The sequence below is a fragment of the Kitasatospora sp. NPDC059812 genome, assembly GCF_042732075.1.
In the GTDB taxonomy this organism is placed as follows: domain Bacteria; phylum Actinomycetota; class Actinomycetes; order Streptomycetales; family Streptomycetaceae; genus Kitasatospora.
Window position 1 is genome coordinate 1 of sequence record NZ_JBHWIO010000117.1, and the last position, 14,026, is coordinate 14,026.

A 14,026-nucleotide genomic window follows, 5' to 3' on the forward strand; every position below is an offset into this window, starting at 1 on the left:
CCACACTCCCACACCTTGTCCCCGGCGCGCCCCCGCCCCTCCTCGCGACACCCCGACAAGTCGGAGCGCCCCCCCACCCACCGCGCGTCGCGCCCCCCCCCCCCCCGGCGCCCCAACGGCCGGTCTTATTTCTCGCGCCCTTCAGGCAGGCGGCCGTCGGAGCAGGCCGCTCAGCGGCTCGCCGCCCAGGAGAGCAGGAGGCGCAGGGCGTCGTCCGACGGGGTGTGCGGGTCGGCGGTGTAGGTGACGAGGGCCTGGTCTGGGTCGTCGGCGGGGCGGAGGGTGTCGTAGGCGAGGTCGAGGGGGCCGGCGATGGGGTGGTGGAAGAGCTTGCGGCCGGAGGTCTTGTCGGCGACCGGGTGTTCGGCCCAGAGGTGACGGAACTCCTCGCTGTGGACGCAGAGTTGGCCGACGAGCTCGGCGAGGAGAGGGTCGTGGGGGCGGCGGCCCGCCTCCAGGTGGAGGAAGGCGACGTTCTCGCGGGCGCAGGCCGTCCAGTCGCCGTAGAGCTCGCGCGAGGCGGGGTCGAGGAAGGTGCAGCGGGCGATGTTGCGGTCCTCGACCGGCAGGGCGCCGTAGTCGCCGAACAGCGCGACGGCCGCGCGGTTCCAGGCCAGGACGTCCATCCGGTGGCCCATCACCAGGGCCGGGACGTGGTCAAGCTGGTCGAGCAGGCGCAGCAGGGAGGGGCGGGGCTGCTGCGGGGCGGTGCGGCGGCGGGGCGCACGGCGGGTGGGGCGGGCGAGGCGGTGGAGGTGGCCGGACTCGTCGGGGGCGAGTTGCAGGGCGCGGGCGACGGCGTCGAGGACGGCTTCGGAGGGGTTGCCGACGCGGCCCTGTTCGAGGCGGGTGTAGTAGTCGACGCTGACCCCGGCGAGGTGGGCGAGCTCCTCGCGGCGGAGCCCGGCGACCCGGCGGCGGCCGCCGTAGTCGGGCAGGTCGACGTCCTCGGGCCGCAGCTGGGCGCGGCGGGTGCGGAGGAACTCGCTCAGGGCACTGGTCGCGTTCATAGGGATGATTCTCTCCCGGAGGGGGGCCGCCGTGCCTGGCCCTGCCAGGACCAGGCACCGCCGGCACCGGGCGCGGCCGGAGACCAGCCGGGGATCAAGCCGGACGTCAGCCCGCGACGGCCTGGACGGCGGGCAGCCGGTCGCCGGCGGCGAGGAGGCGGCGGGCGGTGGCGAGGCCCATGCCGCTGGTGCCGCCGGTGATCAGGACGGTGCGGTCGGCGATTCCCGGGGGTCGACGGAGTCCCGGGGGTCGACGGGATCCCGGGTCATGGCGTTGTCGGTCATGGCACCCACTCTCCCGACGGCCGTGGAGCCGGGGCCAGGCCCGGCCCGGCCCGGCCCGGCCCTGGGTCCGGAAGAACCACCCTGCACCGGGAATCGACGGCGCCACCGGGTGGTTGGGGCAGGACGACAAGCGTGTGACACTCGCGAACAGGGGTCTGACATGAAGATCGGCATCATCGGTGCGGGCAACATCGGCGGCAACCTGACCCGACGGCTGACGGCGCTCGGGCACGACGTCTCGGTGGCCAACTCGCGCGGTCCGCAGTCGCTGGCCGCCCTGGCCGAGGAGACGGGCGCGACGGCCGTACCGGCCACCGAGGCGGCGCGCGGGGCACAGGTCGTGGTGGTGACGGTGCCGCTGAAGAACGTGCCGGACCTGCCGGCCGGGCTGCTGGACGGCGCGGCCGCGGGCGCGGCGGTGATCGACACCGGCAACTACTACCCGCAGCAGCGCGACGGCCGGATCGACGAGATCGAGGACAACGGCCTGACCGAGAGCCGGTGGACGGAGCGGCACCTCGGCCACCCCGTGGTGAAGGCGTTCAACGGCACCTACGCGCAGGACCTGCTGGAGCGGCCGCGGCCGGAGGGCGATCCCGAGCGGATCGCCGTGCCGGTGGCGGCGGACGACGAGGCGGCCAAGCGCGTGGTGCGGGCGCTGATCGACGAGCTGGGCTTCGACACGGTGGACGCGGGCGGGATCGACGAGTCCTGGCGGCAGCAGCCGGGCACGCCGGTGTACGGGCTGCGCGCCGGGGTGGAGGCCGTCACCCGGGCGCTCGCGGAGGCTTCTCCGGAGCGCCCGGCGGACCACAAGGCGTGACCCCGGGAAGGCGTGCTCCCGGGAAACCGTGACCCGCGCTGACCTCGACAGGCCCGGTCAGCCCGTGCGGCGGGCCCCCTCGGCCGGGACGGCGGTGAGGGTGCGCGGGGCGGCGTAGCCGGCCGCGCGGAACGCGGTGGTGACGGCGGCGGCGACGGCGTCGGCGGCCGGTGCGTCGACGAGGGCGATCACCGAGCCGCCGAAGCCGCCGCCGGTCATCCGCGCGCCGTGGGCGCCGACGGCGAGGGCGGCCTCGACGGCGAGGTCGGTCTCGGGGCAGGAGACCCGGTAGTCGTCGCGCAGCGAGGCGTGGCCGGCGGTGAGGATCGGGCCGAGCGCGGCGGGCCGACCGGCGTCCAGGTGGGCGACGGCGGCCGCGACGCGCTCGTTCTCGGTGACCACGTGGCGCACCAACGGCCGCAGCTCCTCAGGGAGTCGGGGCAGGGAGGCCGGCAGGGCGGCGGGCGTCAGCTCGCGCAGCGCGGGCAGTCCGAGCAGCGCGGCCGCCCGCTCGCAGCCGGCCCGCAGGGCGGCGTAGGCGCCGTCGCCGAGGTCGTGCTTGACCCGGGTGTCGAGGACCAGCAGGGCGAGGCCGGCGCCGGCGAGGTCCAGCGGGACCTGTCGCATCGCCAGGTCCCGGCTGTCGAGGTGCAGGGCGGCGCCCGGGCGGCAGCACATCGAGGCCATCTGGTCCATGATCCCGCAGGGGACGCCGACGAAGTCGTTCTCGGCCCGCTGGGCGATCAGGGCGAGTTCGGGGGCGGACAGCCCCAGCCCGTACAGGTCGTTGTACGCAATCGCGACGACGCATTCCAGGGCGGCCGAGGAGGACAGCCCGGCGCCACCGGGCACGTCGCTCTCCAGCCGGAAATCGGCGCCGCCGACGGCGTGCCCGGCCTCGCGCAGCGCCCACACCACGGCGGCCGGGAAGGCCGCCCAGCCGGGCACCGAGCCCGGGGCCAGGTCCGCGACGGCCAGGTCGGCGACCACTCCGTCGCCCTGGGCGGACCAGAGCCGCAGCCGGCCGTCGTCGCGGCGCCGGGCCTGGGCGCGGACGGCCTGCGGGAGGGCGATCGGCAGCACGAACCCGAGGTTGTAGTCGGTGTGTTCGCCGATCAGGTTGACCCGGCCGGGGGCGGCCCACTCCCCCTCGGGGGCGTGGCCGTGGAGCTCCTCGAAGGTGTCTGCGGGGGTGTTCGCAGTGGCGTTCACGGGCGTGTTCACGGGGCTACCTCCCGCAGCCGGCGGGCCGCGTCCTCGGGGGTGATGTCGTTGACGAAGGCGTCCATGCCGGATTCCACCCCGGCCAGGAACTTGAGCTTGTCGGCGGCGCGCCGGATGGTGAACAGCTCCAGGTGGAGCGCGAGTTCGTCCTCCTGGCCGGCGGGCGCCTGGTGCCAGGCGGAGATGTACGGGGTGCGGCCGGCGCCGAAGAGGCGGTCGAAGCGGCGCAGCAACTCCAGGTAGAGGCGCGGGAATTCGGCGCGCTGCGGCTCGTCCAGGCCGGTCAGGTCGGCGACCCGGCGGTGCGGGTAGAGGTGCACCTCGTACGGCCAGCGGGCGGCGAAGGGGACGAAGGCCGTCCAGTGCTCTCCGGCGAGCACCACCCGGGCGCCGTCGGCGCGTTCGGCGGCGAGCAGGTCGTCGAAGAGGCTGCGGCCGGTGGCGGCGCGGTGTTCGGCCGCGCGCTCGGCCATCCGGGCGGTGCGCGGGGTGGTGAAGGGGAAGGCGTAGATCTGGCCGTGCGGGTGGGCGAGGGTGACGCCGATCTCGGCGCCCCGGTTCTCGAAGCAGTAGACCTGCCGGACGCCGGGGAGGGCGGCGAGTTCGGCGGTGCGGTCGGTCCAGGCGTCGAGGACGAGGCGGGCCCGCCGTTCGTCGAGGTCGGCGAAGGAGGCGTCGTGGTCGGCGGTGAAGCAGACCACCTCGCAGCGCCCGGCGCCGGGGCCGCTGACCCGTAGTCCGTCGGCGCCCTCCAGCGCCGCCGGGGGGCCGGCCAGCGAGGGGAAGCGGTTCTCGAAGACGGCCACCTGGTAGTCGTCGGCGGGGATCTCGCTGCGCCGGCCGTCCCGGGAGGGGCAGAGCGGGCACTCCTCGGCGGGGGGCTGGTAGGTGCGGGCCTGGCGGTGCGCGGCGACGGTGACCCAGGCTCCGGTGGCCGGGTCGAGCCGGACCTCGGAGCCGTGGGCGGGCGGATCGAGCGGGCGCAGGTCGACGGCGTCCCGGGGGACGGCCTCGCCGCTGTCGTAGTAGATCAGCTGTCGCCCGTCCGCGAGTGTGGTCACGGTCTTGGCGGTGGGCTGGGTCAGGGTCCCGGCCATGGCCTTCTTCCCTCTATCCGACACGAAACAACAATATCCAACATTATCCATCAGGCCTGGCTGTCCGGAAGGGGTCCGCGCCTGCCATGATGGCGGTGACCGTGGCCCGCCGGCCGGCCAGTCGAACAGCCGGCTGCACGAATGGCCGAACGGTCACGCGGACCACACCGACCCGAGGAGCACCCCCGATGGCTGACAGCGCCCAACCGCTCGCCGGCCAGCGCCGCGTGCTGATCCTGGAGCGGGTCCGCGCGCGCGGCGGCGTCCGGGTGACCGAACTGGTCCGGGACCTCGGGGTGTCCGACATGACCATCCGCCGCGACCTGGACGCGCTGGCCCGCCGCGGGCTGGTGCACAAGGTGCACGGCGGGGCGGTGCGGACGGAGGCGGCGGCCAGCGGCGAGCCCGGGTTCGAGACCAAGGCCAACTGGCAGCTGCCCGCCAAGGAGGCCATCGCCCGGGCCGCCGCCGCCCTGGTGCCGCCCGGCTCGGCGGTCGGGCTGGCCGCCGGGACGACCACCTTCGCGGTCGCCCGGCAGCTGCGCGCCGTCGAGGGTCTCACCGTGGTCACCAACTCGCTGCGGATCGCGGAGCTGCTGGAGGAACCCGACGAGGACGGCACCCCCGCCACCGCGACGGTGATCCGCACCGGCGGCGTCCGTACGCCCTCCGACGCGCTGGTCGGGCCGGTCGCCGACCAGGCGATCCGCTCGCTGCACGTCAACGTGCTGGTCATGGGCTGCCACGGCCTCTCGGCCGAGACCGGGCTGACCACCCCGAACCTGGCCGAGGCGGAGACCAACCGGACCTTCCTGCAGTCCGCCCGCCGGGTCGTCGTGGTGGCCGACCACACCAAGTGGAACGCGGTCGGCCTGGCCTCCTTCGCCGCACTGGAGCAGTTGGACGTGCTGGTCACCGACGACGCGCTGGCGGCCGAACACCGGGCGGCGGCAGCCCAGTTGGTCGGCGAGCTGATCGTCGCGCCGACCGGGGAGCAGGGCCACCAAGCCTGACAGAGGCCCTACGGACCCGTCCGGGAACTCGCCCGCACCACCAGCTCGGCGGCCAGCTCCAGCCCGCCCGTCGGCGGCGCCTCCCCGCGCACCTGGCCGAGCAGCCGCTCCACCAGGGCGGCGGCGATCGTCCGCAGCGGGAGCCGCACCGAGGTCAGCGCCGGGTGCAGGTGGCGGCAGAGCGGCGTGTCGTGGAAGCCGGTGACCGCCACCCCCGCCGGCCCGACCGCCAATCCCTCCGCCCGGACCGCCTCGTAGACGTCCAGCGCCAGCAGGTCGCTGCCCGCCGCGAAGGCGGTCGGCCGCTCGGGCCCGCGCAGCAGTTCCCGCACGGCTGCGACGTCCGGCCGCGCCGCCGTCACCGCGGACAGGCCCAGCCGGGCCGCCTCGGCGAGGAAGCCCGCCCGCCGGGCGGCCATCCACGGCAGGTCCTCGGCGCGGCCGACGTACCCGATCCGGCGGTGGCCGAGCGCCGCCAGGTGCCGTACCACCACGGCCATCGCCGTGTCGTTGGCGATGTCGACCCAGTGCTGGGGCTGCCCCGGGCCGGTCCGTCCGAAGGTGACGAACGGGAGGCCGGCCCGGACGACGTGCCCGATCCGGGGGTCGTCGCCCAGCACGTCCGCCAGCACCAGCCCGTCGACCTGCCGGGCGGCCACCAGTTCGTCGATGGCCGCCAGCGGGCCGGCCGCGTCCTGAGCCCCACCCTGGGCCGCGTCCTGAGCCAAGCCCTGCCCCGGACGGAAGAGCAGCACCCGCTGCCCCTGCGCCCCCGCCGCATCGACCAGCGCCTCCAGGAAGCCGGCCATCAGCGGGTTGGGGTCGAACGGGTCGTCCACCGGGGCGAGGTAGCCGAGGGTGCGCCGGGCGCCGCTGCGCAGCGAGCGCGCCGACTGGTCGGGCTGGTAGCCGAGTTCGCGGATCGCCGCGGTCACCCGGGCCAGCGTGTCCGGGCGGACCCGCTGGGGGGCGTTGAGCGCGTTGGAGACGGTCTGCCGGGACACCCCGGCCGCGCGGGCCACCTCCTCGATGGTGGTGGCGCCGCGGCGCGGTCGGGGTGTTCCCTCGGGCATCGGAGGCTCCAGGACGGCTGCTCGGGTCTGACGGGTGCTCGGTTCTACTGCCCGGTTCTACGGGCGGCGCAGGGTCAGCAGCCCACCGCGCGGCACGGTGATGCCGCCCGCCCGGTCGAGCTCGACCTCGCCCTGCCGGACGATACGCCCTCGGGCGTCCTGCACGGTGGCCTCGGCCGTCCCGTCGCCGCCGGTGAGCCGGACGTCCGGGTCGGCGTCGGCGTTGGCGACCAGCAGGGTGCGCCAGTGCGCACCGGAGACGTCCACCGGCAGCGCGGCGTAGCGGGCCACCGCGACGGTGCCGCCGCCGACGGCGGTGACCATCGGGTAGCCGAGGTCAGGCCGGGCCGGGCGCAGCTCGCCGAGCTGCAGGGTGGCGACGTGCTCGCGGAAGACGCCGAGCCAGAAGGCGATCGCCTCGCGCTGCCCGGGGCTCTGCGCGGCGAGGTCGACGGAGACCTGCGGCACCGAGAACAGCACGTTGATCAGGTGGCAGGCGATCTGCTCGGGCGGCTCGGCCGGGTGCCACATCAGCATGTCGGCGTGGACCGGGACGGGCCCGGCGGCGAGCCGCACGTCGATGGTGCGCTGCCGGTTCTCCTGCGGGCTGAGCGGGCAGTCGGTGGCGCGGACCATGGTGACGTACGGCCACAGGCCGGGGCTGACGTACGGCTGGCGGTGCTCGATCATCGCCCCCGGCTTGACCGCGGTGATCCGGCTGCGGATCGCGGCGAGCAGCCGCTCGACGCCCTCGTCCACGGTGGCGCAGTCGGCCTCGGGCCCGGCCTCCGGCGCGTCGGCGCGGGCGAACCAGTCGACGAAGTCGACCTTCAGCCCGTCCATGCCCCACTCCTCGACGGCGCGGGCGAGCCGGCCGGCGAGGAACGCGCGGACCTCGGGGTAGCGCGGGTCGGCGACGATCGCGCCCATGTGGGCGGCGTCGGCGAGCGCGTAGCGGCCGATCGCCTCGAAGGCGGCGCTGTCCTTGCCGATGAACGGCAGCGCGTACCAGAGCATGTACTGCACGCCGAGGTCGTGGACGCGCTGGACGTGGGCGGCGGTGTCGGGCAGCGAGACCGGTTCCCAGTCGCCGCAGTGCGCGTAGCCGCGGGTGCGGTCGGCGGTCATCCAGCCGTCGTCGACGATGATGACGTCCATGCCGAGCTCCTTGCCGAGCGCGGCCTGCGTCTCGACGGCCTTCGGCGAGACGTCCTGGTGCATCGAGTACCAGGTGGAGTAGGCGGGGCGGCGGGCGGCCTCGGGGATGGCGGGGATGTCGGCCGCACGGCCGGCCCACCACCAGGCGGCGAGGTCGGCCAGGCAGCGCGCGAAGTGCCGGCGGGAGGTGTCGATGCGGACGGTCAGCCGGCCGGCGGCCTGGGCCCAGAAGCGGAACTCGCCGGTCTCCTCCAGCACTCCGGCACCGGCCAGGACGTCGGCACGCTCGGCGGCGAAGGCGCAGATCGCGAGGTCACCGGTGCCGATCAGGGCGGCGATCGGGGCGCCGTTGGCCAGTCCGGTGCGGCGCGGGGCGCTCCACGCGGCGGGCAGCCGGCCGGTGCCGCGCGGCTCGGGCGTCCAGAACGCGGTGGCGTCCACGCACGGCACCCGCCACTCGATCCGGACGTCGCCCTCCCCTTCGGCAGTCACCTCGACGATTCCGTCGCCCACCCCGCGGGCGCTCGCGTTCCCGCTGACCCGCAGGTCCAGGCCGTCGACGTAGAGCGGACGCAGGCCGCCGGCGACGGCGGGGGCGTGCGGTTCCCAGATCTCGGTCATGTTCAGCCCTTCGTGGCGCCGGCCAGCAGGCCGGAGATGAACTGCCGCTGGAGGACCAGGAAGAGGACCATCATCGGCAGGGTGGACAGCGCGGTGCCGGAGAGGATCGCGCCGTAGTCGGTGTTGCTCTTGTTGCCGTGCAGGGTCGCGAGGGCGACGGGCAGGGTGTGCATCGCGGGGCTGCGCAGAGCGATCAGCGGCCAGACGAACTGGTTCCAGGAGCCGAGGAAGAGGAAGATCGAGAGGGCGGCCAGCACGGGCCTCATGACCGGCACCACCACGCTGAACAGCACCCTGAACTCGCCCGCGCCGTCGACCCGGGCGGCGTCCAGGAGTTCGTCCGGCAGGCTGCTCAGCGACTGCCGCATCAGGAAGATGGCGAAGGGCACGCACAGGCCGGGCAGGATCAGCGCCTGGTAGGTGTCCAGCAGGCCGAAGTTCGTCATCATCTTGAACAGCGGCACCAGCGTGACCTGTTCGGGCACCACGAGGGTGGAGAACAGCAGGGCGAACAGCAGGGTCCGGCCGCGGAAGCGGAACTTGGCGAAGGCGTAGCCCGCGAGCAGCGCCACGACGAGGGCGCCCAGCGTCTGGACCCCCGCCACCAGCAGGGAGTTCCCGACCACCCTGAGCAGGCCGATCTTCTGCTCCAGGTGGCTCAGGTTCTCGCCGAGGCTCCCGCCGGGCAGCAGCTTGGGCGGCCAGTCGAAGACCTCGGTGTCCTTGCGGGTGGAGGCGACCACCAGCCAGTAGAAGGGGGCGATCGACAGCCCGGTGATGCCGGCGAGGAGGAAGGTCAGCGGCCAGCCGCGCAGCTTCTTGAGGGGGTTCACGCGCTCGGAGGCCTGACTCTTGGAGGTCTCGCGCTTCGGAGTCTCACGCTTGGAGGTCTCACTCTTAGAGGTCACTTGTCGCGGTCTCCCATCAGGCGCATCTGGACGGCGCCGAGCACCGTCACGAGCAGGGTGAGCGCGTAGGCGATGGCGGAGGCGTAGCCGAAGTCGTAGTACCGGAAGCCGTTCTGGTACAGGTACATGGAGACGGTCAGGGTGGCGTTGTCCGGCCCGCCACCGGTCAGCACGTACGGCTCGTCGAAGAGCTGGAGCGTGCCGATGGTCGAGAGCACGACCGTGAACAGCAGCACCGGGCGCAGCGCGGGGACGGTGACGGAGGTGAAGCGGCGGATCGGTCCGGCGCCGTCGACCATCGCGGCCTCGTACAACTCCCGTGGAATGGACTGGAGTCCGGCGAGGTAGATGACGGCGTTGTATCCGGTGTAGTGCCAGGTGAGCACCACGACGACGGCCGTCCGGGCCCAGACGGGCTGGCCCATCCAGTCGACGGAGGGCAGGCCGACGGCGTTCAGCACCCAGTTGACCGCGCCGTCGTCGGTCTTGAGCAGGTAGGCGAAGATCACGCCGGTGGCGACCAGGCCGGTGACCGAGGGCATGAAGACGCCGAGCCGCCACACCGTGCGCCAGCGCACCAGCGCGGAGTTGATGCCGACGGCCATCAGCAGGGCCAGTCCGAGCATCAGCGGGACCTGCATGGCGAGGATCTCGCCGGTGTTGGACAGGGCCGTCCAGAACAGCGGGTCGTCCAGCAGGCGCCGGTAGTTGGCGAGGCCGGCGTTGCGGGTGGCGGCGCCGGAGCCGGTGGTGAAGGACAGCAGCAGCGACTCGACGACCGGGTAGGCCTTGAACACGCCGAAGGTCAGCAGGGCGGGGGCGAGCAGCAGGTACGGTACGGCGGCGCGCCGCCGGCGGGACCGGCGCGGCGCTGCGGACCTCCTGGCGAGGGCGGCGGGCGGGCTGGCGGCACTCATGCGATACCGCGCCCGGTCTGCTGGGCGAGCTGCTTGGCGGCGTCCTGGAGGACGGCGGCCGGGTCGGCGCCCTTGAGGAGGACCCTGACCTGGGCGTCGCTGACGAGCTTGAGGGCGCGGGCGTAGTCACCGGAGTAGTTGGTGGGGTAGCCCCCCTCGATGGCGAGGTCGGCGAAGGTCCTGAGCACCGGCTGCCCGCCGTAGTAGGCGCTCGGCGCGGCGTACAGCGGGTCGGTGTAGGCCTCGGTGAGGGCCGGGAAGACGCCGCCCGCGTTGAACATGGCGTTCACCGAGGCCGGGCGGGTGACCGTGTACTCGACGAACTTCCAGGCGGCGCGGCGGCGTGGGCTGGAGGCGGCGACGGCCAGGTGGGTGGAGTTGACCAGGGCGGTGCGCTTGCCGCCGGGGGTGACCGCCGGGGGCTTGGCGAGACGCCAGTTGCCGCTCTGGTCGGGGATCTTCTTCTCCAGGTAGTGCGCGACCCAGGCGGGCATCGCGGCCACCCCGAGCTTGCCGGCCTTCATCACGGGCGGCCAGCTCTGGACGCCGGGGGTGTCGCCGATCAGCCCGGCCTCGTCCAGCCGCTTGACGATGGTCAGGGCGCGCACGGCCGGCTCCGAGCCGACGGTGATCTTGCCCTGGAGGTCGAAGTAGAAGGCGCCCTGCAACTGCATCAGGCCCTGGACGAAGTCCAGGTCGGGGGTGGGGTTGGCGGCCCTGTTGATGCCGATCAGGGCGACGCCGGGGTTGGCGGCCTTGAAGCGGTCGGCCACGGCGAGCAGGTCGTCCCAGGTGGCGAGGGACTCGGGGTCGATGCCCGCCTTGTCGAAGTAGTCCTTGCGGTAGAAGAAGCCGAGCGGGTTGACCTCCCAGGGCAGCGCGTAGGCGTGGCCGTCCTTGCCGCTGACGACGGGCCACAGGCCCTTGGCGAACTTGTCCTTGTGCGCGTCGGCGCCGAGCGCGGAGAGGTCGGCCAGGCCGCCGGGGAACTTCTCCAGGTACCCGGGCAGGTAGTCGCAGCCGATGTGCAGCACGTCGCCGAGGCCTTGGCCGCCGGCCGCCAGGCCGACGGTGATCTTGTCCCAGATGGCCGGTTCGCCGATGTCCTGGACGTCGACCTTGATCCCCGGGTTGTCCTTCTCGAAGGCCGGGACGATCCCGCGCAGGGCTTCGGCGGCCGTGGCCCAGGACCAGACGGTGATGTTGCCGCTGTCGGCGTCCCCGCCCGAGGCGCCCCCGGAGCCGGAGTCGCCGCAGGCTGCGAGCGTGCCGCCGGCGGTCAGGGCCAGCAGGCCCGCTCCTGAGGCTCGGAGCAGATCACGACGGGAAAGGTGTGACATTGCATTCCTCTCTGAGGGGTGGCGAGGAAGGGTTGAGACAGGAAGGGTGTGGCGAGGTAAGGAGGAGGGGGTTTTGAACGTTCAAATACACAAAACAGACCAGAACCAAACAGGTTCGAACGGGCGGGTCACAGCAAACGCCCACCCTCCCCGCGCCGTCAAGACCTGGGCGTGGGGAGGGTGGGCTCCGAAACCGTTCTGTTATCCCCGCGCGGCGTCCGGAGCGCCGAACACGGTCCCCGGGGTGACCGGGATCCCCCGCGCCATGGCCTCGAAGTCCAGGATCGGATGGGTCAGGATCTCCTCGACCTCGTCGGTCAGGAGGTTGCCCAGGATGAACTCCTCCTCCGCGCCCGACCCGAAGGTGACCACCTGCCCGCTCGACTGGATCATCCAGTTCAGCAGCTCCCGCTCGCTGCTCTCCGCGAGGTGGATCTCCCGGCCGGGGTGGTCGCGCCGGATCCCGTCGACGACCGCACGGACCTCCTCCACCGCCACGCCGAGCCTGCGCACCGTGGCCGGCGAGGCCCGCCGGCCCCACCACTGGAAGATCACCCACTGGGCGACCGACGGGTGGGACAGCACCTCCGCGGCGAGCTCCGGCAGTTGGTGGAGGTTCTCGGCACTCGCCACGGTGTGCACCCGCACCCGGTCGAAACCCTCGGCGTCGCACAGGGCGAGGGACTCCAGCAGCGCGTCGAGGAGCCTGTCGTCCGGGCTCCGGCGGAAGGCGCGTTGCACCTCCGGCGTGACGGCGTCCAGTGGCAGCCGCAGCGAGGACAGGCCGTGGAGCCGGGAGAGCTTCTCGGCGGTGAGCGTGTAGCCGGTGGTGTCGAGGCCGACCTTGAGGCCACTGGCGATGGCGTCGTCGACCACGTCGAAGACCGGCGGCCACAGCAGCGGGTCGCCGCCGGCCAGGACCAGGTCGGTGGTCCCGTGCGCGGCCAGTTTCCCGACGATCCGCCTGGCCTGGTCGAGGTCGATCTGCTCCGCCGCGAACGGGTTGTAGCAGCCCTGGCAGGACATCGGACAGCGGTTGTTGATCGACCAGTTGACCCGCCGGACGCGGCGGCCGGTACGCGGCCGGTCGGCCCGGCCGCGGATCCCGGCCACCAGCCGGGCCAGGCGGACGGCCTGCGGGAGGGTGGCGCCGGCGAGCAGTTCCTCGGCGCGTTCGACGGCGGCCGCGGTGGCGTTGTTCTGGAGCAGGAGGAAGGCCAGGCGCCACCGCATGGTCTCGTCCCCCCGGTCCTGGCCCAGGGCCTGTTCGACCCGCTCGGTCAGGGCGCCGAGGTAGCCGGGGGTGAAGTTGGCGGGCTCCAGGCGCCGTTGGAACGCGTCGGCTATCGAGCCTCGTTCCAGGGCCCGGTCATAGCCGGCCCGCAACGGGTGCGGGGGCAGGATCTCCACGTGCTGCCGGGTAGGCATTCGGTGTTCTCCGGTACGGGTCAGTTCGGGGCGGACGGCAGCATGATGACCATCGAGTCGGCGGACGACAGGCCCATGCCCTCGACGAAGACGGCGTCGCGGACGAGCTGCGCGATGGCGGGGTGGGTGGGGGCGGCGAGGTAGCGGGCGGTGGAGTCGAGCGGGGTGATGTCGTGCTCGGCGATCAAGGTGCGCAGCGAACCCGGCAGGTCGTCGAGGCCCTCGCGCATGTCCTCCAGGTCGAACCGGTCGGCCAGCCGCATCGCCGCCCTGCGGGCCTTGGCGAGGTTGGTCGTCGGGTCCAGGACGGTCGCCTTGGCCAGGTAGTAGGGGACGGGCTGCATCATCCAGGCCAGCGCCGCGCCCGGGTCGTCCTCGTCGCGGCCGGAACGGTCGAAGGCCTCCGACCCGAGCCCGAGGCCGTCGCAGAACCACTCGGGCCGCATGCTGATCCGGTAGTGGGCGTGCCCGGCCAGTCGGAACGCCGGGAGCATGGCTATGACGGACGTCGTCTCGATCCGGAAGGTGTCGGAGATCCGCCGCATCGTCCGCCCCACCACGGCCCGGACCTCCGGCACGTCGGCCCCGTCGGCCACGACGTGGATCAGGTCGAGGTTGGAGACGATGTCACCGGTGGGCCCGGTGCGGTGGTCGCCACGGGCCAACGAACCGGTCGCCGCCACTGACATGCCGGTCACGTCCGCGAACTCGCGGGCCAGCTCCTGGAACAGCCGGGGGACGTCTTCGGGTCTCACGCGCTTCCTCGGGTGTCGGCTACGGAGGTGGAGTCGACGCCATCTCTTCCAAGACTGCTCACATCATGGAGAGTTGGCGTTCAGATGGGCACCCTAACAGCGACCCGCCACAAATGGTCGCGTTTGCACCACATATCTCACACACCACAGCTGACGGACCGACACAAGCGGTCTCAACCAGTCACTCAAGCGCCGCCCGCCGCACGTAGATCGGGTGGGCATCCAGCCCGACGAACGCCACCGCCCCCACCGCACCGACATCACACTTGCGGGGGGGGGGTGTGGGGGGGGGGGGGAGAAGCGCGCCACAACAACAAAACACACGAACAGCCGGCGCCGCGCGCACACCCGCCCAAGGGGGCAGAGGCGCGGGG

The 14,026-nt window shown here is 73.3% G+C and carries 12 protein-coding genes; 2 read left to right on the plus strand and 10 right to left on the minus strand.

Annotation, left to right across the window (positions count from 1 at the left end; translation table 11 throughout):
* Positions 1-170: 170 nt before the first annotated feature.
* Complete coding sequence (locus ACFV6D_RS35500; protein WP_063346547.1) at positions 171-1,010, minus strand: helix-turn-helix domain-containing protein; 840 nt, start codon at positions 1,008-1,010, stop codon at positions 171-173.
* Positions 1,011-1,293: 283 nt separating this feature from the next.
* Here ACFV6D_RS35500 and ACFV6D_RS35505 point away from each other — a divergent pair, with 283 nt between their 5' ends.
* Complete coding sequence (locus ACFV6D_RS35505) at positions 1,294-2,118, plus strand: NADPH-dependent F420 reductase (protein ID WP_380562867.1); 825 nt, start codon at positions 1,294-1,296, stop codon at positions 2,116-2,118.
* Between the two features lie 57 nt (positions 2,119-2,175).
* Here ACFV6D_RS35505 and galK read toward each other — a convergent pair whose 3' ends face one another.
* Together galK and galT are read right to left on the minus strand one after the other, a co-directional pair.
* A complete protein-coding gene (gene galK / locus ACFV6D_RS35510; RefSeq protein ID WP_380562869.1) occupies positions 2,176-3,342 on the minus strand; it encodes a galactokinase in 1,167 nt (388 codons plus the stop codon).
* The gene (galT, locus tag ACFV6D_RS35515; protein WP_380562871.1) at positions 3,339-4,439 is read right to left on the minus strand and encodes a galactose-1-phosphate uridylyltransferase; all 1,101 of its coding nucleotides are present in this window, start codon (positions 4,437-4,439) and stop codon (positions 3,339-3,341) included. The genes galK and galT overlap by 4 nt, the downstream gene beginning before the upstream one ends.
* Before the next feature lie 188 nt (positions 4,440-4,627).
* On the opposite strand from galT, the gene ACFV6D_RS35520 reads away from it, so the two are divergent.
* Complete coding sequence (locus ACFV6D_RS35520; RefSeq protein ID WP_063346550.1) at positions 4,628-5,452, plus strand: DeoR/GlpR family DNA-binding transcription regulator; 825 nt, start codon at positions 4,628-4,630, stop codon at positions 5,450-5,452.
* Positions 5,453-5,460: 8 nt separating this feature from the next.
* Here ACFV6D_RS35520 and ACFV6D_RS35525 read toward each other — a convergent pair whose 3' ends face one another.
* The 7 genes from ACFV6D_RS35525 to ACFV6D_RS35555 form a co-directional block, all read right to left on the minus strand.
* On the minus strand, positions 5,461-6,525 hold the full coding sequence (locus ACFV6D_RS35525) for a LacI family DNA-binding transcriptional regulator (RefSeq protein WP_380562873.1): 1,065 nt from the start codon (positions 6,523-6,525) through the stop codon (positions 5,461-5,463).
* A gap of 57 nt (positions 6,526-6,582) precedes the next feature.
* Entirely contained in the window at positions 6,583-8,304 is a 1,722-nt protein-coding gene (locus tag ACFV6D_RS35530) for a glycoside hydrolase family 36 protein (RefSeq protein ID WP_380562875.1), read from the minus strand.
* 2 nt (positions 8,305-8,306) lie between these two features.
* Complete coding sequence (locus tag ACFV6D_RS35535) at positions 8,307-9,212, minus strand: carbohydrate ABC transporter permease (protein ID WP_380562877.1); 906 nt, start codon at positions 9,210-9,212, stop codon at positions 8,307-8,309.
* A complete protein-coding gene (locus tag ACFV6D_RS35540; protein ID WP_380562879.1) occupies positions 9,209-10,129 on the minus strand; it encodes a carbohydrate ABC transporter permease in 921 nt (306 codons plus the stop codon). Before ACFV6D_RS35540 ends, ACFV6D_RS35535 begins: the two co-directional genes overlap by 4 nt.
* Complete coding sequence (locus ACFV6D_RS35545) at positions 10,126-11,469, minus strand: extracellular solute-binding protein (protein WP_380340491.1); 1,344 nt, start codon at positions 11,467-11,469, stop codon at positions 10,126-10,128. Before ACFV6D_RS35545 ends, ACFV6D_RS35540 begins: the two co-directional genes overlap by 4 nt.
* A gap of 201 nt (positions 11,470-11,670) precedes the next feature.
* A complete protein-coding gene (locus ACFV6D_RS35550; RefSeq protein WP_380562881.1) occupies positions 11,671-12,897 on the minus strand; it encodes a radical SAM protein in 1,227 nt (408 codons plus the stop codon).
* A gap of 20 nt (positions 12,898-12,917) precedes the next feature.
* Positions 12,918-13,652 carry a hypothetical protein gene (locus ACFV6D_RS35555; protein ID WP_380562882.1) on the minus strand — a complete coding sequence of 245 codons (735 nt, stop codon included), beginning with the start codon at positions 13,650-13,652 and terminating at the stop codon, positions 12,918-12,920.
* Between the last annotated feature and the right edge of the window lie 374 nt (positions 13,653-14,026).

Coding starts and splice junctions, on each gene's coding strand:
- ACFV6D_RS35520 (WP_063346550.1), top strand. CDS start 4,628: ATGGCTGACAGCGCCCAACCGCTCGCCGGCCAGCGCCGCGTGCTGATC.
- ACFV6D_RS35500 (WP_063346547.1), bottom strand. CDS start 1,010: ATGAACGCGACCAGTGCCCTGAGCGAGTTCCTCCGCACCCGCCGCGCC.
- ACFV6D_RS35530 (WP_380562875.1), bottom strand. CDS start 8,304: ATGACCGAGATCTGGGAACCGCACGCCCCCGCCGTCGCCGGCGGCCTG.
- ACFV6D_RS35550 (WP_380562881.1), bottom strand. CDS start 12,897: ATGCCTACCCGGCAGCACGTGGAGATCCTGCCCCCGCACCCGTTGCGG.
- galT (WP_380562871.1), bottom strand. CDS start 4,439: ATGGCCGGGACCCTGACCCAGCCCACCGCCAAGACCGTGACCACACTC.
- ACFV6D_RS35505 (WP_380562867.1), top strand. CDS start 1,294: ATGGCACCCACTCTCCCGACGGCCGTGGAGCCGGGGCCAGGCCCGGCC.
- ACFV6D_RS35545 (WP_380340491.1), bottom strand. CDS start 11,469: ATGTCACACCTTTCCCGTCGTGATCTGCTCCGAGCCTCAGGAGCGGGC.
- ACFV6D_RS35525 (WP_380562873.1), bottom strand. CDS start 6,525: ATGCCCGAGGGAACACCCCGACCGCGCCGCGGCGCCACCACCATCGAG.
- ACFV6D_RS35540 (WP_380562879.1), bottom strand. CDS start 10,129: ATGAGTGCCGCCAGCCCGCCCGCCGCCCTCGCCAGGAGGTCCGCAGCG.